General features: G+C 65.6%; 18 protein-coding genes. 10 read left to right on the forward strand and 8 right to left on the reverse strand.

Annotated features, from left to right (window positions below):
• Window positions 1-772: 772 nt before the first annotated feature.
• From ACFWF2_RS04420 to ACFWF2_RS04430, 3 genes are all read left to right on the forward strand, one after another.
• Window positions 773-1,447, forward strand: a complete 675-nt coding sequence (locus ACFWF2_RS04420; protein ID WP_379304540.1) for a hypothetical protein — start codon at window positions 773-775, stop codon at window positions 1,445-1,447.
• A 129-nt stretch (window positions 1,448-1,576) separates the two neighbouring features.
• Complete coding sequence (locus tag ACFWF2_RS04425) at window positions 1,577-2,956, forward strand: transcriptional regulator (RefSeq protein ID WP_379304542.1); 1,380 nt, start codon at window positions 1,577-1,579, stop codon at window positions 2,954-2,956.
• 56 nt (window positions 2,957-3,012) lie between these two features.
• The gene (locus ACFWF2_RS04430; RefSeq protein WP_379304544.1) at window positions 3,013-4,791 is read left to right on the forward strand and encodes a DEAD/DEAH box helicase; all 1,779 of its coding nucleotides are present in this window, start codon (window positions 3,013-3,015) and stop codon (window positions 4,789-4,791) included.
• Between the two features lie 15 nt (window positions 4,792-4,806).
• On the opposite strand, the gene ACFWF2_RS04435 is transcribed toward ACFWF2_RS04430, so the two are convergent.
• Both ACFWF2_RS04435 and ACFWF2_RS04440 read right to left on the reverse strand, forming a co-directional pair.
• Window positions 4,807-5,583 (reverse strand): NgoMIV family type II restriction endonuclease, encoded by a 777-nt coding sequence (locus ACFWF2_RS04435; RefSeq protein WP_379304546.1) that lies wholly within the window; start codon window positions 5,581-5,583, stop codon window positions 4,807-4,809.
• Window positions 5,584-5,647: 64 nt separating this feature from the next.
• The gene (locus ACFWF2_RS04440; RefSeq protein ID WP_379304729.1) at window positions 5,648-6,034 is read right to left on the reverse strand and encodes a very short patch repair endonuclease; all 387 of its coding nucleotides are present in this window, start codon (window positions 6,032-6,034) and stop codon (window positions 5,648-5,650) included.
• Window positions 6,035-6,217: 183 nt separating this feature from the next.
• Between ACFWF2_RS04440 and ACFWF2_RS04445 the strand changes: the two genes are divergently transcribed.
• Window positions 6,218-7,558 (forward strand): DNA cytosine methyltransferase, encoded by a 1,341-nt coding sequence (locus ACFWF2_RS04445; protein ID WP_379304548.1) that lies wholly within the window; start codon window positions 6,218-6,220, stop codon window positions 7,556-7,558.
• A 512-nt stretch (window positions 7,559-8,070) separates the two neighbouring features.
• On the opposite strand, the gene ACFWF2_RS04450 is transcribed toward ACFWF2_RS04445, so the two are convergent.
• A complete protein-coding gene (locus tag ACFWF2_RS04450; RefSeq protein WP_379304550.1) occupies window positions 8,071-8,715 on the reverse strand; it encodes a hypothetical protein in 645 nt (214 codons plus the stop codon).
• Window positions 8,716-8,782: 67 nt separating this feature from the next.
• On the opposite strand from ACFWF2_RS04450, the gene ACFWF2_RS04455 reads away from it, so the two are divergent.
• A complete protein-coding gene (locus tag ACFWF2_RS04455; RefSeq protein ID WP_379304552.1) occupies window positions 8,783-9,214 on the forward strand; it encodes an NUDIX domain-containing protein in 432 nt (143 codons plus the stop codon).
• Here the strand turns inward: ACFWF2_RS04455 and ACFWF2_RS04460 are convergent, their stop codons facing one another.
• On the reverse strand, window positions 9,215-10,513 hold the full coding sequence (locus ACFWF2_RS04460) for a hypothetical protein (protein ID WP_379304554.1): 1,299 nt from the start codon (window positions 10,511-10,513) through the stop codon (window positions 9,215-9,217).
• A 171-nt stretch (window positions 10,514-10,684) separates the two neighbouring features.
• On the opposite strand from ACFWF2_RS04460, the gene ACFWF2_RS04465 reads away from it, so the two are divergent.
• Entirely contained in the window at window positions 10,685-10,888 is a 204-nt protein-coding gene (locus tag ACFWF2_RS04465; RefSeq protein ID WP_379304556.1) for a cold-shock protein, read from the forward strand.
• On the opposite strand, the gene ACFWF2_RS04470 is transcribed toward ACFWF2_RS04465, so the two are convergent.
• Window positions 10,885-11,160: a hypothetical protein gene (locus tag ACFWF2_RS04470; RefSeq protein ID WP_379304558.1), complete on the reverse strand. Its 276-nt coding sequence runs from the start codon at window positions 11,158-11,160 to the stop codon at window positions 10,885-10,887. The two genes, ACFWF2_RS04465 and ACFWF2_RS04470, sit on opposite strands and share 4 nt — an antisense overlap.
• A 74-nt stretch (window positions 11,161-11,234) precedes the next feature.
• Entirely contained in the window at window positions 11,235-12,017 is a 783-nt protein-coding gene (locus ACFWF2_RS04475) for an MHYT domain-containing protein (RefSeq protein ID WP_379304560.1), read from the reverse strand.
• A 396-nt stretch (window positions 12,018-12,413) separates the two neighbouring features.
• On the opposite strand from ACFWF2_RS04475, the gene ACFWF2_RS04480 reads away from it, so the two are divergent.
• The gene (locus tag ACFWF2_RS04480; RefSeq protein ID WP_014987157.1) at window positions 12,414-12,617 is read left to right on the forward strand and encodes a cold-shock protein; all 204 of its coding nucleotides are present in this window, start codon (window positions 12,414-12,416) and stop codon (window positions 12,615-12,617) included.
• A gap of 59 nt (window positions 12,618-12,676) precedes the next feature.
• Here ACFWF2_RS04480 and ACFWF2_RS04485 read toward each other — a convergent pair whose 3' ends face one another.
• Entirely contained in the window at window positions 12,677-13,486 is an 810-nt protein-coding gene (locus tag ACFWF2_RS04485; protein ID WP_379304562.1) for a DNA polymerase beta superfamily protein, read from the reverse strand.
• 133 nt (window positions 13,487-13,619) lie between these two features.
• Between ACFWF2_RS04485 and serA the strand changes: the two genes are divergently transcribed.
• The gene (gene serA / locus ACFWF2_RS04490) at window positions 13,620-15,218 is read left to right on the forward strand and encodes a phosphoglycerate dehydrogenase (protein WP_379304564.1); all 1,599 of its coding nucleotides are present in this window, start codon (window positions 13,620-13,622) and stop codon (window positions 15,216-15,218) included.
• Window positions 15,219-15,336: 118 nt separating this feature from the next.
• Entirely contained in the window at window positions 15,337-16,344 is a 1,008-nt protein-coding gene (locus ACFWF2_RS04495; protein WP_379304566.1) for a 3-isopropylmalate dehydrogenase, read from the forward strand.
• A 154-nt stretch (window positions 16,345-16,498) separates the two neighbouring features.
• Here ACFWF2_RS04495 and ACFWF2_RS04500 read toward each other — a convergent pair whose 3' ends face one another.
• A complete protein-coding gene (locus ACFWF2_RS04500) occupies window positions 16,499-17,623 on the reverse strand; it encodes an MFS transporter (RefSeq protein ID WP_379304731.1) in 1,125 nt (374 codons plus the stop codon).
• A gap of 356 nt (window positions 17,624-17,979) precedes the next feature.
• Here ACFWF2_RS04500 and ACFWF2_RS04505 point away from each other — a divergent pair, with 356 nt between their 5' ends.
• Window positions 17,980-18,753 (forward strand): fumarylacetoacetate hydrolase family protein, encoded by a 774-nt coding sequence (locus ACFWF2_RS04505; protein WP_379304568.1) that lies wholly within the window; start codon window positions 17,980-17,982, stop codon window positions 18,751-18,753.
• The last annotated feature ends 18 nt before the right edge of the window (window positions 18,754-18,771 follow it).

Raw genomic sequence — 18,771 nt, forward strand, 5'->3', positions numbered from 1 at the left:
GCGGCGCCTGGGTGGTGTCGTCCTCTCCGGTCGCGGTGGTGGTGGGGGTGTGGGTGGGGGTGTGGGAGAGGGCGGCGGTGGCGTGGCGGGCCCCCCCCACCGGCCGCCGACTACACCATCGGATGCCGCAGGCCACGGATCAGCGGGGATTGCCAGCGCTTCCGGTACGGATGTCCCACATTCCGGGCATGCGACGGCAGATTTCTGCCCAGCGCTGCTGGCTGATCCATTCGGGCCGCCAGCAAAGTCCTGCCGTAGCTGGCGGAGGTCCTCCCAGTCGATTACCTCCAGGCTTCCGTCGATCGCTGACCTGGCAAAGACGTAGATCTGTCTCAGGGTGGGCTCATGTGGTCCGCGCTTGTGCTGGCCTGTCAGCAGCCGTGTCACGGCGTCTTTGCTGATATTGGCTCCGTCGGCAAGCAGGCGATGCGACGTGCGGGTGCAGCACATCAGCTTGCGAACTTCGAAAAGAAACCGGCACTGGCTATACGACCAGCCTTCGTCGAACTCGTAATCCGAACAGTTGATCAAAACAGCTCTCCCCAGGCCATATGCACGATCGAAACCATTGTGCCTCGCCGGGTGGGGACGGGAAACAGGCCGGCTGTCCTGACTTTTCCAGACTTATCTGGCCTGGTCGCGCCGGAAAAGTCGTGACGGCCAATCGCTTCCCACCGTGCGGGTTTTGCTGTTCCGTTGATAGGGCCAGGCCGCTAGGCCGATCTGGTGGAGTGATTCCGCCTGGCGCATCGACACGAAAGGACGAGACCTGATGGACTTGCCTGACTGGAACGACCCGAAGCTCGGCGCGATGAAGGCCTGTGCGCTGTGGCTGGTGCAGGAGATCGGAGTCGGCCAGCTCTTCACGAAGCATCAGTTGAGAGAGGCGTTTCCCAGAAAGTCCCAGATCGATCGGCGGATGCGTGACCTCCGAGACTTCGGCTGGCGGATCGACACTAATCGTGAAGACGCGTCTCTCGGACCGCACGAGCATCGGTTCGTCGAGCAGGGCGTGGCTGTGTGGGAGCCGGGCAAGGCGACGCGGCAGGTCGGAGTCACCATCACCGCTGCCGACCGGCACGAGCTGATGGTGCGAGACGGCCGCAAGTGCCGCTCGTGTGGTATCGGGCCGGGCGAAAACTATGCCGGCACGTATGTCGCTTCGCAGCTCGACGTCGCCCGTCGTGCGGTGAAGCTGCCCACGGGTGAAACCGAAGTGCAACTACTCATCGAGTGCAGCCGATGCCGCATCGGCGGCCGGGAATGGGTCGCGGACCTCGCGGACATGCTGGATCAGGTCGATAAGCTGCAGACCTATGAGAAGCAGATGCTGAGCCAGTGGATCGAGCGCGACGCTCGTGGCTTCAGTGAAGTCGAGGACCTGTGGGCCCTGTACCGGACACTCCCGGCGGAGTCCCGGGACGAAGTGAGGGGCCGTTTGAAGTAGATGGTTTTTGTGTAGTAGTTGATACAGCAAGCGGCAGCTGACCTGAGTCAGCACGGTTCGATCGAAAGAGACTGCAGAAACATGTTCACAAATTTTGGCGTTCCTCCTACGGCGGAAGCCGTTCGGACGATGGTTGCACAGCGTCTCGAGGACCTGGACCACGATGGTCGTGTCGCCGAGACGCTGACATTGGAGTGGCGCGACGCCCCGTTGCACGTCCAAGTCATCGATATGCCGCTCAACGCGCTCTACTATAATCCCGGCACGCATCGAATCCGTGCGCAGCGGAGCCTGGATCAGGCTCGTGACGCGGCCCTTTCCGAGGATCCATGGAGCCAGGAGAGCCAGGACTACCTGAAGTATCTGCTGACCTGTCGGCCGGCAGACCCATCGCAGCCGGATCCCGAATTCGACAAACTGGCGGAGCACCTCGAAGAGTTTGGCCAAATCGAACCCGGCCTGATCACCCGCGAAGGCATCCTGGTAAACGGGAACACTCGCTGCGCTGCGCTTCGAGACGGCGGAACATTCACCAGTATGCGTGTCGGTGTGTTGCCAGCTTCGTGTACCTGGGACGACATCAATGCCGTCGAAGTGTCCCTGCAGTTGCGGCGGGACAAGCGGCGCGACTACTCATACATCAACCATCTTCTGGCGCTGGAAGAGCAGCGTGACCAGCTGCACCGCCCGACAACGGTCATCGCGAAGACCTTTCACACGACGACAGCCGTGTGTGAGCGAGACTTCTGGGTCCTGGCCGAACTGCGCAACTGCATCAAACGCAGCCAGTCCACTGGGCAGGAGTCGATGCGGCTCGTGGACTTCGAGCAGTCCAAAGAGAAACTTGGCGAGCTCTATCGCGTGTACCGCGAAGAGCAGAGGAAGAGCCCTCAGCGGGCAGAGCTGCTCAAGGAATCCCGGCTGGCCGCCATCGTCCTGGATTATGCCAAGACCGATGTCCGGTTTATCGGCACGGATTTTCAGGAACGGTACCTCGACAAGGGATTGGTCGACGAATTCGGCCGCGTGGAGTCAGACACCGGCGCTGCTGTAATTCCGGGCTTGGGTCGTAGCGTGAAGTCACCCGGAGCCGATGTCGCGGCGGCGCGTGCCATCACCGACAGGCTTCTGCGAGCCAGGGCTGTGGCAACTGCTGATTCTGTTGACGAGCCCGCGAAAACGGCTGCAAAAGAACTTATTTCGGCGTACCACGAGGCCTTTGGTGAGGCGATCACTGTTGCGGGTCGTGACGCTATGCTTCGCAAGAAGCGTCTCGCTGCTCCCGACCGGGTTACTGCGGCGTGTAAGGATCTCGAACAGGCCGTCACGGACCTGGTTTTGGCGCGGGGCAACTCCAGTCTCGACGAGGATGCCTTCGACGACGCGCTGATCCAGATGCATACTGTGCTGGAGCAGCTCGCTACCGAGGCGCAGCGGTCGGTGAAGATACCTGGCAGTGGCCTCGACTGGCTCGCCACCGCAGTTGAGAACAGGCCTGAACTCTCGTGAACGACGCTGGTGACGACCCTTCGCTCCGGCTTCGGTTCGGGATGACCCGAACCCGGGTGGAACTGCTCACGACGCCGGCATGTCAACGTGAGTTCCAACAGCTGGCAGCCCGTCTCAGCACCTCCGGGGCGCGGGGGCCGCTGTCCGCAGAAGTTGATCTCGATGATCTTCTCGTCAATCTGGGAGAGCTGGCAGGCTGGCCCCACCCTGAGGTGGAGTGGGCCGACGACCTGAAGTCGCTTGTCACGGGGGTGCTCGACGACACCGAAGCCGTCGAGCGGAACCTGGCGGGTGCGACGGACGACCCGCCGGGCGTCCGGCCGGACATGGTTACCGATCTGCTCGGCAGCGAATGGACCGGCGAGCTCACTTCATTCCAGCAACGCGACATCGCTAGGCTTCTGTCGCTGCGGCACGGAGCGAACTTCAGTGTTCCAGGTGCGGGCAAAACCCGTGTGGCGCTGGCTGTCTACGCTGCGGCCCGCGCTCGCGGGCAAGCGGAACGTATTCTCATCGTCGGTCCGAAGTCAGCCTACGAATCCTGGGAGTACGAGAGCACGTACTGCTTCGCGAAACCACTGCGCACTGCCGTAACAGGCCGCTCTACCGATCCCTTGGCGGAGCTGTGCATCGTGAACTACGAACGCCTCGATCGTTCGCTGGACAGTCTGGCAGCCTGGCTCAGGGCGAAGCCCTCGATGATCGTGCTCGACGAGGCACATCGGATCAAGCTGGGCGCCCGCGGAACCTACGGCTCGGCGGCTCTGGCTCTCGGCCCACTGGCGAACCGCCGGTTGATCCTGACAGGGACACCGGCACCCAACGGTGCGCGTGACCTGGAAAGTTTGCTCTCGTTCGTGTGGCCGGGTCACGGCAAGCGGGCAGTGATCGAGGCTGTCGGTGGTGGTGATCTCGCGCGGGCCAGCGCCGTGCTGCGCCCGCTGTTCACCCGCACGACGAAGGGGGAGCTCGGGCTGCCGCCGTTCGAGCCGAGAATTAGATACGTGGACATGCCACCGATTCACGCGGAGATCTACGAAGCGCTGAAAGGGAACTTCTCCACCCGCGCAGAGGGTTCGCGAGGGAATATCGAAGCCCTCGGCCGGGCGATGCTCCGGATGCTGATGGCCGCGACGAGCCCGGCTCTGCTTCTCGAAGGAACGAGCCGCTACGAACCGCTGGAATACCAGCTCCCGCCGATTCAGCCTTCGCCGGGCGATTCGCTCTACGACCTCTTGCAGAACCTCCCCAACATCGAGCTCTCACCCAAGTATCGCGAAGCTGTCAAGATTGTTGCGGTCAACGCCGCCGTGGGCCGAAAAACGCTGGTGTGGACGACATTCGTTCGTAGCTTGACAACTTTGGAGAAGCTGCTTGAAAATTTCGGACCGGCGACAGTATACGGCGGCACTCTGAACCGGGACGAACAGCTGCGGCGATTCCGGGAAGACCCTGACTGCCACGTCCTCATCTCCAACCCAGCGACGCTCGGCGAAGGCGTCAGCCTCCACCACGTCTGCCACGACGCGGTCTATGTCGACAGGGACTTCATGGCCGGTCGATTCCTGCAGAGCCTGGACCGCATCCACCGGCTCGGACTTGCACCGGATACGGAGACACGAGTGACTGTCCTTGCCACTCGCGGCACGGTCGACGAAGTGGTGCGCCTCCGCTTGGATGCGAAGCTGAGGTTCATGGCGGCGATTCTCGATGATCCAGATGTTAAGCAACTGGCCGACCTGGAAGAAGAGCCTGCCGCAGGGGCAGGCATGGACGCTGCCGATGTCCGTGCACTGCTGCGGCATTTCGATGACGAGGTGGTTTCGGCCGAATAGCTGTTTCCCGGTGGGCTACCAGGTAGCGAGCGACGCAGCGAGTCGCGTGTAGTCCAGCAGACGTCCCTGTTCGGTGACCTCTGCCCACGCATCTTGCTGTTCGCGGGTTCCGACCGCCGCCACGGCCTGTGCCATGGCGGGATATGCAAGGTGGTAGGTGGCGTCGACTTCGCCGGTTCCGCGTGCGATCGATGCCAGCCGCGTCGGCAACGGTTCTGCGGTGATGGTCACCAAATGAGGCAAGCGTCCCCGCCGATGCCGGATCATATTGCCGTTTTCGTGACGGATGTTCTGGACCCGGTCGGACCGGATTGTCCACTTGCAGGCAAGCGCAGCGTGCAACCAGGGATGCTCTGTCGCTGTCGGGGTGCTGAGAAGACCCACGAGGACGTCCGGCTTGATCAGGTAGTCGGTCCCAAGGGTGACGCGAAGGTTCGGATCATTCGCGATAGCGCGGTCCATAGCGGCCAGATGCTGGTATTGCGCATAGTTGACGATGCTCTGCCCTTTGCGGACTTCCCACTTGCGTTGTGGATCCAGCAGCGGAAGCTCGGTGGCGAGGTCGGCCGCGACCTGGGTTTCGAGCAACGCACCCGGGTTGTCGGGAGGCTCGACTGGATCGGATGCACCGCCGTTCGGATTCGGGGCGGTCAGATACTCGAGCACAGCCGCCGACAGCCGGAGGCTCGACACGTTGTCGGTGTCGGCGGTATTCGGTACCCACTTCCAGCCGAGCTTGTTCTTTCGGCTGCGCTTCCACCCCAGCAGATCAGTTCCGAATGTCATCCCCATGTCTGCCAATCTAGCTCTGCCGGTGGGTTGCCGTGACCTCAGCTACCTGATCACCTACGATCGCTCATATGTTCGGGTCCCGATCGAGCTTGTCGACCACAGCGGTCAGTGCAGACGCGACCGGTTCGTGCTCCCAGACTCGGACCACTGTCCATCCAGCCGTCGACAACGCGGCGTCCGCTTCCCGATCCCGTGTGACGTTGCGGCGGAGCTTTGGTGTCCAATACCACTCGTTCGTGGTCGGTGATCTGCCGTGCTCAGGGCATGCGTGCCAGAAGCAGCCATCGACAAACACCGCAACCCGGCGAGCTGTGAACACGATGTCCGGTCTGACTGGCCTGCGACCCACGACCGCGATCGGGAAGTCTTTCCGGAACCGGTACCCGAGCCGATGCAGTTCGCTCCGCAGCTCGACCTCTGGCTTGGTGTCGGTACGCCTGATCGCCCGCATGTTGCGCCCACGGCCGGGCGACGATGCTGCCGGTACGCCATTGCGGCTATCCGGCCTCGGCGGCGGCAAGTCGTCTCGATCCATCCTCTACCCAGCTTTCGACTGGTCTCTGACTGCACGGCATGATAGCCATCCGCGTCCCACAGGATCGCTCGATACATCACTTCGCAGAAGGGACACCGCGTGACCGAGCTCAGCGTCATCGAGATTTGCGCAGGAGCAGGCGGCCAGGCGCTCGGGCTCGAGCGAGCAGGCTTCGAGCACAAGCTCGCCGTCGAACTCGACCAAACCGCTGCGGACACCATTCAGCGTAATCGTCCGCACTGGAAGGTCGAAGTCGGTGACGTGGCCAATCCTGCGGTGTTCAACCCGAAGGCATTTGCTCCGGATGCCGAGGGGCGGGGCGGACGGCAGATCGATCTGCTCGCAGGGGGTGTTCCGTGTCCTCCGTTCTCCATTGCGGGAAAGCAGCTCGGCGCGAATGACGAGCGGGACCTGTTTGCTTGGGCCGTCGAGCAAGTTGATGTAGTGCGACCCCGTGCGCTGTTGCTCGAGAACGTCCGCGGGTTGAGCATGCCGCGCTTTGCCGGATACCGGCAGCATGTGCTGGATCGACTCAACAAGTTCGGCTACTCGGCAGAGTGGCGCCTTATCCAGGCATCCGAATACGGAGTACCTCAGCTGCGGCCTCGATTTGTTCTCGTTGCCATGGCATCCGAAGATTTCCAGTACTTCAAGTGGCCCGAGGCGACCGGCGAAGTCAGGACCGTCGGGGAAACGCTACTGCCGTTGATGATGGAACGTGGCTGGAAGGGTGCGGCTGCGTGGGCGGAGAAAGCAAACGGTATCGCTCCGACAATCGTGGGCGGATCGAAGAAACATGGCGGTGCTGACCTTGGTCCGACCAGGGCGAAGCGCGCCTGGGCGGAACTCGGTGTAGACGCCTACGGGGTGCACGACACCGCGCCGCCCTACGACAAGCGGCCGATGACCGAGTTCGGCCCGAAACTGACAGTCGAGATGGTTGCGCGCATTCAAGGATGGGTCTTTGCCAGGGACGAAGCGCATCGGTCCGAGCTGGAGGATACCGGGAACGGCGAGTTTGCATGGATCTTCACGGGCAAGAAGACAGCTCAATATCGTCAGATCGGCAATGCGTTTCCACCTCCGGTTGCCAAAGCGATCGGGCAGTCCATTTCCCGCGCACTTCGTCACATCGGTAATCCGATCGAGCGCAACGGAGATCCACTCACAGATCCCATCTACAAGGTTCTGCGTGACCAGGCCCAACAGGACCCGGACACCTTCCTCACCGCGGCACAGATAATTCAGCGGGCGAAACTCTCCATCGACGATCCTGAAATCGACCGTCGAATTTCCCTGCTGGACAAAGACTTCGAAATCATCAAGGACGAGAGGTCCAGCGGTCTCGCGTATCGAATGGGTGAGTTTCGGGCGTTTATTGGTCAGGGCGACCACATTCGGCACGAGTACTATCGGAACCACATTTCGAGAGTGAGCTGACCTGTCCGCGTCAATGTCTGGCCGCTGGCATGGATGAAGACCGGGCTTGGGAAACTTAGCCGATCCTGTAACCGTTACAGGTACCCTTCGGTGGTCTGGGTCGCAGTTGGCCCACAGCTGCTGATCTGGGTGTACAGCGCGTCCAGTGCTGCGGCCCAGATGCGGAGGTGTATCGCCTCTTCTGCTGATTCTGCAATTGCTTCCCAAGCATCGTGCGTTCGCTGAATAGTCATGGGTTACCGCCCCTTTCTGGATATCCCGCTCGCGTGTACTTCAGCTCGAGCGAGTTGAGGTTCAGTGACAGGTAGAAAGGTCTATGGGTGTCCCACATCCGCTGGTGCTGTTGGCGCACACGCCGGCCGTCACGGGTGGCTCGGCGGCGAACGGGCACCACGGGATCTCACACACCTGGACAGACAGCTTGTCCGCCTGAGGGTAGGGCACGGGCCATGTTGTCTCCTCGGGATGGCTGACGTCGAACGGTGTCACAGCTGCATAGAGTCACCACAAGCTCAGTTCGTTGCGCGGACCTTGATGGCGTCGTGGGAGATGAGGACGTCGTATTCGCCAGGGGTGGCGATGACGGCGTTGCCGTAGGCGGATTTTACGAAGGGGGAGGTGTACCAGATGCCTTCGTTCATGTCTTCGAAGAAGTCTCGGTCGCTGCCGTTGAGCATGATGTGGTCTTGGGTGGTGTGTTTGCCGTCGAGGCGTTGGCCGTAGAGGCGGGTGATTTTGTAGCCGGAGTGGAAGCCGAGGGCGTTGACCCAAGGGTGTAGTTCGACGATGTTGGCTTGCAGGACCCAGAGGTTGCCTTCGACGCGGTGGGTTGTGCGGGTGTCTACCGCTCCCTCGTCGTCGAAGATGGTCAGTTCCAGGTCGAGTTGGTCGGATTGTCCGGCAACGGGTTTCGCGATGACGTGGGCGGCGGCGATTTCGCCGGTGAGGCCTAGGTAGGTCTGGAGCAGGGTGGCGATCCAGAGGAGGAGGGTGGCGACGAGGAGGAGGGCGAGGGCGGGGGCGCCTCGGCCGAGGACGGCTTTCGCGCCTCGGCGGCGGCGGGCCGCGAGGGCTGCGGAGACGAGGAGGGCTAGGGCGAGTGCGATCAGTGCGAGGAGGACGACCTGGGCGAGCCCGAAGGTCACCGGGAAACTCATGTTCTCGGTATACCCCGAATGTGGCTGTGGGATGGGTGGTCTCGTAGTTCTCGGTAGGGTGGAAATCGTGGACAAGTATCGGGTGCTCGTCGGCGTTCATCTGGTGCTCCTCGACAGGGGTGGGCGGGTGTTGCTGGGGCGCAGGCGCGATACCGGGTTCGGAGACGGGTTGTTCCACGTGCCTGCCGGGCATCTCGAGGCGGGGGAGTCGGCGGTAGCGGGGCTGATTCGGGAGGCACGCGAAGAGGTGGGGGTTGAAATCGACGCGGGGGATGTCGAATTCGCGCATGTGCTGCACAGTGCCGAGCGGGTGCAGATGTTCTTCACCGTCCGGCGTTGGCGAGGTGCGGTGACGAACTGTGAGCCGGAGAAGTGTTCGGAGCTGCGGTGGTTCGAGGTGTCGGCGCTGCCGACGGAGATCGTCGAGTACTGCCGTGTCGGGCTGGGGGAGGTACTGACCGGGCGGGCGTTCTCCGAACTCGGTTGGCAGGACGCCTGACTAGTCGGGCGCGGGGCGGTGACGGATCAGTAGTGCGATGGCGACGGCGCAGCCGATGGCGATGCCGATGGCGATGCCGATCGCGATCGCCGCCGGGAGCGGGCCTCGGTTCACGTCGGCGGTGCGGTACCAGGACGACGAGTAGGCCAGATGGCCGAACTCGCTGTCGCTCAACGCGACTCCGATGGACGGCACGCACAGGATCGACAGGCCGACCGTGGCAGAGGTGGGGCTCAACGGGACGGCGGAGCCGACGCAATAGCCGCAGATCGCGCCGAGTGCCAGGCAGCCGATCGCGGCATTGAGGGTTGCCGGTGGGTCGAGAAGGTCGGTAGCCAGGACGAAGACCGCCAAGCCCGCCACGCTGACTGCGGCGGCCAGGGGATGGGGACGGCGCAGGGCGGCCAGCAGTCCGGCGCCGAGGGCGATGACGGTGCCCACGTCGACCAGGCCCGAACGGGGCAGCGCGATGACGAGGCTGCCAGCCACGGCGAAACCGGTCATCAGCAGCACCAGGACACCGTCGCGGTCCGGCAGGATCAGCGCGGCCACCGTCGCGGCCGCGACGACGACGATCGAGCCGACGAGCACAGCCGGGATGCTCGTCTCGCGGGACGCCACGGCGAGTGACGTCATGAGAATGGTCGAGAAGGCGACGACGCCGGCGAACACGGGGGCCAAGGGAATCGCGGTGTCGACACCGTTGCGCGGCGGGGTGACGGTCGTGATCGCGAAGTAGGCGAGTGCGAGTACCCCGGCCGTGATGAACCACAGCGGCAGCGAGCCGGCGAGGACGCCGTCGAAGCCTGCCGAACCCTCGTCGGTGGGTGTCTCGGTGAGGTCGCCCAGCACGGCGGCGGCGGGCACCGCGAACAGGTAGACGGTCCGCAGCAGTGGTTCGGGCCAGACCACGACGGCCATCGCGCCCAGCGTCACGCCGGCGAGCAGCGCGTCGAGGAAATTGAGCGTGGCCAGCGAGAGGCCGGTGAAGTCCGCGTTGTCGCTGTGGGGGACCAACAGCAGGTGGCTCAGCACGATGCCGGCGAGTGCGAGCAGCGCCGTCCAGCGGGCGGTGCGCCGGCTGCCGACGGCGACCGTGACCGCCGCGGTGATGACCGCGGCGAACGCGCCACCGGTCATCGCCCGCGGAATGTTGAACACCAGCAGGTCGATGTGGCGCGCCTGCGCCAGGGCGGCGAAGCTGATCGGCAGCATGATCGCGAGCACCGCGACGGCGGTGGCCGCGAAGACGGTGACCGCTTCGGCGGCGGAACGGACGGTGGTGGCGCTGCGCTGCACCGACTCTCCGTTCTCCCGGACCCGGCCGGTCCCCTGCGGACCTACCTGGAGTTTATCCAGCGTGGATGCCTGCGAACGGCTGCGAGAACTCCACGGCTTTCGTGTCGCGGGGCTGGGCATGCGACCATGGGCGAATCAGCGTGTCAGGCAAATGATTCGGAAGGTCGGTTGATGCCGGGCGGCGTCGTGAGCTGGTTCGACAGCGGCAAGGGATTCGGATTCATCACCCCCGACGCGGGCGGGGCGGAGGTGTTCGTGGAGTACACCGAACTCGTCGGGGAGGGGTTCCGCACGCTGCGGGCCGGTCAGCGGGTGGAATTCGGGGTCAGGGAGACCCGGCGCGGACCGGAAGCGCACCACGTGCGGGTCGTCTAGTAGACGGCGACGGCGTAGATCGCGAAACCGGTCGCCGCCAGCGACGCCACCGCGCTGACGCTCAGCCACCGTGTGCTGAGCCGGTGCAACCGGTCGTGGCGGGCGCGCAGGACGAAGAACCCGCTGGTCGGGTTGCCGTCGCCGATGAAATGCGAGGCGGCCCGCGACGCGAGCAGCGCGTCGCTCGCCTTGGATTCGGCGATCGAGGCGGCGAACAGGGCGAGAGCGCCCGCGCCCGCGCAGAGCACGGCCGCGATGATGAAAAACAGCACGTAGATCCCCCGTGAAGACTCGGCCGGAGCCGGTGATTGCTACCTCCTCAGTGTCTCAACGGGGTACGACAGATTCAGTTCTGGCCGCTGGGCCAGAAGCGGCTCGCGCGCTGATCGTGCACCGGCCTGGCCAGGTTGGGGTCCTCGGCCTCGGTGACACCGACCTGCATGAGCAGCACCATGGTGACCATGCTGATTCCGATGATCAGCGGGGTGAGCAGTTGGTACGCGGTGGCGCCGGAGGCGTGGGCGACGTGGGCGCTGGTGTGCGCGCTCATCGAGAACATGCCGGTGTAGTGCATGCCGGTGACGGCCACACCCATCAGCAGGGCGGCGCCGATGGTGGCGACGAGGCCGTGGATGTGCAGGGCGAACCAGAGCGCGGCCGTGGCGGCGACGACGGCGATGACCATCGAGACGGCGACGACGAACGGGTCGTAGACGATTTCGATGTCGGTCTTCATCGCGTACATGCCGGAATAGTGCATCGCGCCGACGCCGAGACCGGTGATCGTCCCACCCACCGGGAGGGCGGCGCTGTCCCAGCTGCGGCGCACCACGATGGACAGGCCGAGCCACACCACGCCCATTGCGACGGCGGCGCTGAACAAGGTGATCGGGACGTTGTATCGGATGGTCGCGCCGTGCACGGAAAAGCCGAGCATCGCGATGAAATGCATGACCCAGATGCCGGTCCCGCCGAGTGCGATCGCGGCCGCGGTGAGCCAGCCGCCGTGACTACCCGATGCGCGCGAGCGAACCATGCAACGCAGTGCCAGCATCGATCCGATGACCGACATGAGATACGCCAGCAGTGGGGTTACCCAGCCGTAGGTGAAATGGTTGATGTCCAGCACTCTCTACTCCTTGCGTGATTTCTCCGCGGGGTGTGCCCTCCCTCACAAACTCGGAAAATACGCTGGTAGGAAATTTGCCGTACTAGGTTTCTTGAAAATGTCTAGGGATGCTGACGGTGACCGGGCACAGTGGCATAGAGATGTCGATGGTGAAGCGTGCCAGCCGGTTCGGTGGAGGGTGTCGATCGAATCCGGCATCCTCGCCGCAACTACCTCGGCATACACCGAGCATCCAAGCGGTCGCTTGTGTGACGGCACCGGTCAACGGCATCGCGGCGTTGGCTTCCTCACAGTCGACGAAGTCGGGTGTGGAGGAATTCGTCGGATCATGGCATTGTTGAAGCCGAGACCGGGACCGGACTATTAGGACCTGGCTCGTCTACAGAAGGTTTTGAAATGGCTCAGGGCATTGTGAAGTGGTTCAACAGCGAGAAGGGCTTCGGCTTCATCGCACAGGACGGCGGCGGACCCGACGTCTTCGTGCACTACTCGGCTGTTAGCGGCTCGGGCTTCCGCTCCCTCGACGAGGGTCAGCGTGTGGAGTTCGAGATCGGTCAGGGTCAGAAGGGCCCGCAGGCTCAGGACGTCCGCGTCCTCTGATTCTGCGCTTGACCAGCGTACGAACGTGAAGCTCCGCACCGGTAGGTGCGGAGTTTCTGCTATCTGGGGGCCAGTGCCTCCGCGCGGAAGAACTCGTCGGTCACCGCTCGCGCCGCCGTCAGATCGCGCGGCCCGCGCGTCGCGAATTCCGCTGCCGCCCTGGTGAACTCGTCGTCGATGAAGTCCGCGATCAAACGCGGCGGCTCGGCCGAGCCCATTTCCCTGGTCTTCGACTTGAGTGCCGTCAGTTCGGTGATCGAGGCGACCAGGTCGGCGGGCAGCTCGCACTGGGCGAGCAGGGTCGGCAGGTGCATCGGGGCCACCGCGGCGCCGGGATGCTCGCGCAACCAGCGCAGCGCCATCGCCGGGCGCAGCGAATAGAACACCTTCTTCAAGCCGCCGTTGCGCTCGAACAGCGCCCACTGGCGCGCGCCCAGGTGCAGATAGTGCCGGGCGATCCGGTCGCGATCGGCCACCTCCTCGGCCACTTCGCGCAGGCGGGCGCGGAACGCCTCGTCGCCGCGATAGACGATCGGTGACATCAGCCACTCGACCAGCACCGCGTTGCCCTGCACCAGCAGGCGCAGCGCCTTGGCCAGGTCCCAGCCGTTCACATCGAGCAGCCCGACCAGCGGCGTCTCGATGACATCGCGACGCGACCACGGCGACAGATAGGTCTCCAGGCTCGCCACATAGACGAACCGGCAGTCGTAGTCGGAGTCCGGCGAGGGGAAACCCCAAGCGCGGCTGCCGCTTTCGATGGCGAGCCGGATGGACACGCCGTGCTCGGCCGCCACCCGGTCGAGCTCGGCGTCGACGGCGGCCACGACGGCCGGATCCATCGAGTCGGGGACGGTGCGCAATGACATGGCGTGATGGTAGGTGGCGCGACACCCAGGGTTCACCCGGTTTTCGGCAGGGGGGTAAGGGCAGCCGAACTCCGCCGACTATTCTGGTCGGCGGTAACTGCCGACCCCCTCTCTTCCCCAGGAGTACCCCACAGTGAGCCAAGCAGGCCGTCCTGTAGTTCTGATCGCCGACAAGCTCGCCCAGTCGACCGTCGACGCGCTCGGTGACGGTGTCGAGGTTCGCTGGGTCGACGGCCCCGACCGCCCGGCGCTGCTCGCCGCGGTCCCCGAGGCCGACGCGCTGCTCGTGCGCTCCGCCACCACCGTCGACGCCGAGGTGCTCGAGGCGGGCAAGAAGCTCCAGATCGTCGCCCGTGCCGGCGTCGGCCTCGACAACGTCGACGTGCCCGCCGCCACCGAGCGTGGCGTGATGGTCGTCAACGCGCCGACCTCCAACATCCACACCGCCGCCGAGCACGCTGTCACCCTGCTGCTCGCCGCCGCGCGCCAGATCCCGGCCGCCGACGCCACCCTGCGCGAGAAGACCTGGAAGCGCAGCAAGTTCAACGGTGTCGAGATCCTCGGCAAGACCGTCGGCGTCATCGGCCTCGGCCGCATCGGCCAGCTGTTCGCGCAGCGTCTTGCGGCTTTCGAGACCAAGATCGTCGCGTACGACCCCTACACCTCGCCCGCTCGCGCCGCCCAGCTCGGCATCGAGCTGCTGAGCCTGGAGGAGGTGCTCGAGCGCGCCGACTTCATCTCCATCCACCTGCCGAAGACGCCCGAGACCAAGGGCATGCTCAACGCCGAGACGTTGGCCAAGACCAAGCCGGGCGTCATCATCGTCAACGCCGCCCGCGGTGGCCTGATCGACGAGCAGGCGCTGGCCGACGCCATCAAGTCCGGCCACGTGCGCGCCGCCGGTCTGGACGTGTTCGAGACCGAGCCGTGCACCGACAGCCCGCTGTTCGAGCTGCCCGAGGTCGTCGTGACCCCGCACCTGGGCGCCTCCACCGCCGAGGCCCAGGACCGCGCCGGCACCGATGTCGCCAAGTCGGTGCTGCTGGCGCTGGCCGGTGAGTTCGTGCCCGGCGCGGTGAACGTCACCGGTGGCGCCGTGAACGATGTCGTCGCGCCGTGGCTGGACGTCGTGCGCAAGCAGGGCCACCTGCTCGGCGCCATCGCCAGCGAGCTGCCCGTCAGCGTCGAGGTGCAGGTGCGCGGCGAGCTCGCCTCGCAGGACGTCGCCGTGCTGGAGCTGTCCGCGCTGCGCGGCGTGTTCTCGGCGCTGGTCGAGGACCAGGTCACCTTCGTCAACGCGCCCGCGCTGGCCAAGGAGCGTGGCATCACCGCCGAGGTCACCACCGCCACCGAGAGCCCGAACCACCGCAGCGTCGTCGACCTGCGCGCCGTGTTCGGCGACGGTTCGACCCTGAACGTCGCGGGCACGCTGACCGAGCCGAACCTGGTCGACAAGATCGTCAACATCAACGGCCGCAACTACGACATGCGCGCCGAGGGCCTGAACCTGGCCGTGCTGAACTACGGTGACAAGCCGGGCGCGCTGGGCAAGATCGGCACCAAGCTGGGCGAGGCCGAGATCGACATCCTGGCCGCGCAGCTGAGCCAGGACGTGGACGCCGAGGGCGCCACCGTGATCCTGCGCGTCAACCGCGAGGTGTCCGCCGAGGTGCAGACCGCGATCGCCGAGGCCGTCGGCGCCGCCAAGGTCGTCCTGGTCGACCTGGCCTGAGTTGTGACGTCCCGGTCTCCGGGACATCGGCAGCTGCGCGCCGTCACCCCACGGTGGCGGCGCGCACCTGTATCCCCGGCGCGGCACGATCCGCCCCGACTTCGAACGGAGCTTGTTCATGAAACTCGCAGTCATCGCCGGTGACGGCATCGGTCCCGAGGTCATCGCCGAGGCGCTCAAGGTGCTCGACGTGGTGTCGCCCGGTGTCGAGAAGACCGAATACGACCTGGGCGCTGCCCGCTACCACCGCACCGGCGAGATCCTGCCGGAGTCGGTGCTGCCCGAGCTAAAGCAGCACGACGCGATCCTGCTCGGCGCCATCGGCGACCCGTCGGTGCCCAGCGGCGTGCTCGAGCGTGGTCTGCTGCTCAAGACCCGCTTCGCGCTGGATCACCACGTGAACCTGCGTCCGTCGCGGCTGTACCCCGGCGTCACCAGCCCGCTGGCGGGCAACCCCGACATCGACTTCGTGGTCGTGCGTGAGGGTACCGAGGGCCCCTACACCGGCACCGGTGGCGCGATCCGCGTCGAGACTCCGCACGAGGTCGCGACCGAGGTGTCCACCAACACCCGCTTCGGCATCGAGCGCGTGGTCCGCTACGCCTTCGCCACCGCGCAGGCCCGCCGCAAGCACCTGACCCTGGTGCACAAGAACAACGTGCTCACCTTCGCCGGTTCGCTGTGGCAGCGCACCGTGAACGAGGTCGCCGCCGAGTTCCCCGAGGTGCAGACCGCCTACCAGCACATCGACGCCGCCACCATCCACATGGTGACCGACCCGGGCCGCTTCGACGTGATCGTCACCGACAACCTGTTCGGCGACATCATCACCGACCTCGCCGCCGCCGTCAGCGGTGGCATCGGCCTGGCGGCCTCGGGCAACATCGACGCCTCCGGCGTGAACCCGTCGATGTTCGAGCCGGTCCACGGCAGTGCCCCCGACATCGCGGGCCAGTCCAAGGCCGACCCGACTGCCGCCATCCTGTCGGTCTCGCTGCTGCTCAACCACCTCGGCAACACCGAGGGCGCGGCGCGCATCGAGTCCGCCGTCGCCAAGGACCTGGTCTCGCGCGCCGGCACCGCCTCCACCGTCGAGGTGGGCGACCGGATCGCCGCCATCGTCTGAGGACGCTGAACAACCGAAGGCCCGCTCGGCTGTTGCCGGAGCGGGCCTTCGCGTTGTCCGACCAAGGCGCGCTCCGGATCGCACCGGGAGCGGGCTCTCGCCGTCCTGTTGTGTCGCACCAGGATTCGGTCTAGCGAAACATGATGCGGCACAGCTACTTTCGCGGTACCAACGGGACCGCGGCCGCGGCGGCGACGGCGGCCACCGCGAAGGCGGCGGGGAAGCCGGTGGCGGTGATCAGGAGGCCGAAAACCGGTGGGACGGCGGCGATGGCGAGGTTCTGGCCGGTGTTCTGGATACCCAGGCCGCGGCCGCTCCAGAACGGGCCCGCGATTTCGGCGACGGCGGTGAAGGCCAAGCCGTTGTCGGACACCGAGATCACCGAGGCGGCGACCATCAGGGGGACGGCCGGCCACCACCAGCCGGTCCAGGCGGTGGTCGTCAGGGCGGCCATCGCGACGACGGCGGCGACGGCCACCTGACGCAGCGGGCCGAGGCGGCTGCCGACCCGGTCCGACCAGGCGCCCGCGCCGATTCGTCCTGCGGCGCCCAGGAATTGGGTGGCCGTCATCAGGGCGCCCGCGGCGGCCAGCGACCAGCCCAGGTCGCGGTGCAACCACAGCAGGGCGAAGGTCCACAGGGTGGCCTGCGGGACGACCAGCAGGATCGACACGGCGTGGATGCGCCACAGGGTGGAATCGCCGCGGTAGGGGTTGGCGCGGTCGGCGGCCTTGGCGGGTGGACGTGGCGGGTCGACGATGCCGACCAGGCAGCCGACCGCGGCGATACCGGCCATCAGCGCGGGGACCAGCAGGGCGGCGGGGATGCCGTGGTGTTGGGCGACCCACGGAATGCTCAGCGCGGCCAGGCCGACGCCGAGCGGCTGGGCGGTCTGGCGGATGCCCATGGCCAGGCCGCGCCGGTCGGGCGGGAACCAGCCGACGATCACCCGGCCGCTCGCGCCGTTGGAGCTGGCCGCGCCGACACCGCCGAGGAACAGCAGCGCGCCGAACGCGATCGGGTTGTCCACCAGCGCGGCGGCCACCCCGGCCACGAACATCAGCGCCGTGCCCGCCACCAGCACGATCCGTTCGCCGATCCGGTCGACGACATAGCCCCACGCGATCAGCGTGCACACCAGGCCGACGGTCGGCAGGGCGACCAGCGCGCCCGCGGCGAACAGGGAATCGCCGCGCGCGGTGAGCGCGGGCAGCAGGAACGGGGTGCCGTGGATGAAGATCGAACTCGAGGTCTGCGCGAACACACCGAGGGCGAGCATCAGCCAGCGTCTGCCGTCGCCGATCCTGGTCACTTCGGCCCTCGGCCGCACCTGTGTCACGATTCTCACCTCGCCGGATTGCACGATTGCATCTCAATATTTGAGATTGATGTCTCATGGGGTGAACATCTGGATTCACGGTACACCCGTGACCGCCGAATGACGCCCCTCGATTCGGTGTCTGACAGATCACAACCGGCGAGGACGGTGCGGAGTGCGAATCCCACAGGCGGGCAGCGGCTTCGAATCACCCCGGTGTGAGATTGCCCGCACTCCACCCGCGGGCGCATCACTCGTCGCACGCCGCATCCCGGGTGCGTTCGGGCAGGTGGGCGTGTCTCGATAGACTCCGGGGCATGCGCTTAGGTCGAGTTGCCAGTCCCGATGGAGTCGCGTTCGTCAGCATCGAAGGTGACGGCAGCGATGCCACCGCCAAGGAGATCGCCGAACACCCGTTCGGCTCGCCGACGTTCACCGGCCGGAGCTGGCCGCTGGCCGATGTGCGCCTGCTGGCGCCGATCCTGGCGAGCAAGGTCATCTGCATCGGCAAGAACTACGCCGCCCACGCGGCCGAAATGGGTGGCGAGGCGCCGGCCGACCCGGTGATCTTCATGAAGCCCAACACCGCGATCGTCGGCCCGAACGCGTCGATCATCCTGCCGCCCAGCTCGTCTCAGGTCGACTACGAGGGCGAGCTGGCCGTGGTGATCGGCCGCCCGTGCAAGGACGTGCCCGCGGCCAAGGCGGCCGATGTCATCCTGGGCTACACCGTCGCCAACGACGTCACCGCCCGCGACCAGCAGCGCCACGACGGGCAGTGGACAAGGGCCAAGGGCTACGACACGTTCTGCCCGCTCGGCCCGTGGATCGAAACCGCGCTGGATCCAAGCGATCTGGAGATCGTCACCGAGGTCGAGGGCGAGGTCCGCCAGCGCAGCCGCACGTCGCTGTTCCTGCACGACATCCCCAAGATCGTCGAATGGGTGTCGACCGTGATGACCCTGCTGCCCGGTGACGTGATCCTCACCGGCACACCGGAAGGCGTCGGCCCGCTGCGGGCCGGGCAGAACGTGTCGGTCACCGTCGAGGGCATCGGCACCCTCACCAATCCTGTTGCCACCAAGCGCTGATACCGCGGAGAGAGAGTC

This window comes from Nocardia sp. NPDC060259 (genome assembly GCF_042728775.1).
Classification (GTDB): domain Bacteria; phylum Actinomycetota; class Actinomycetes; order Mycobacteriales; family Mycobacteriaceae; genus Nocardia.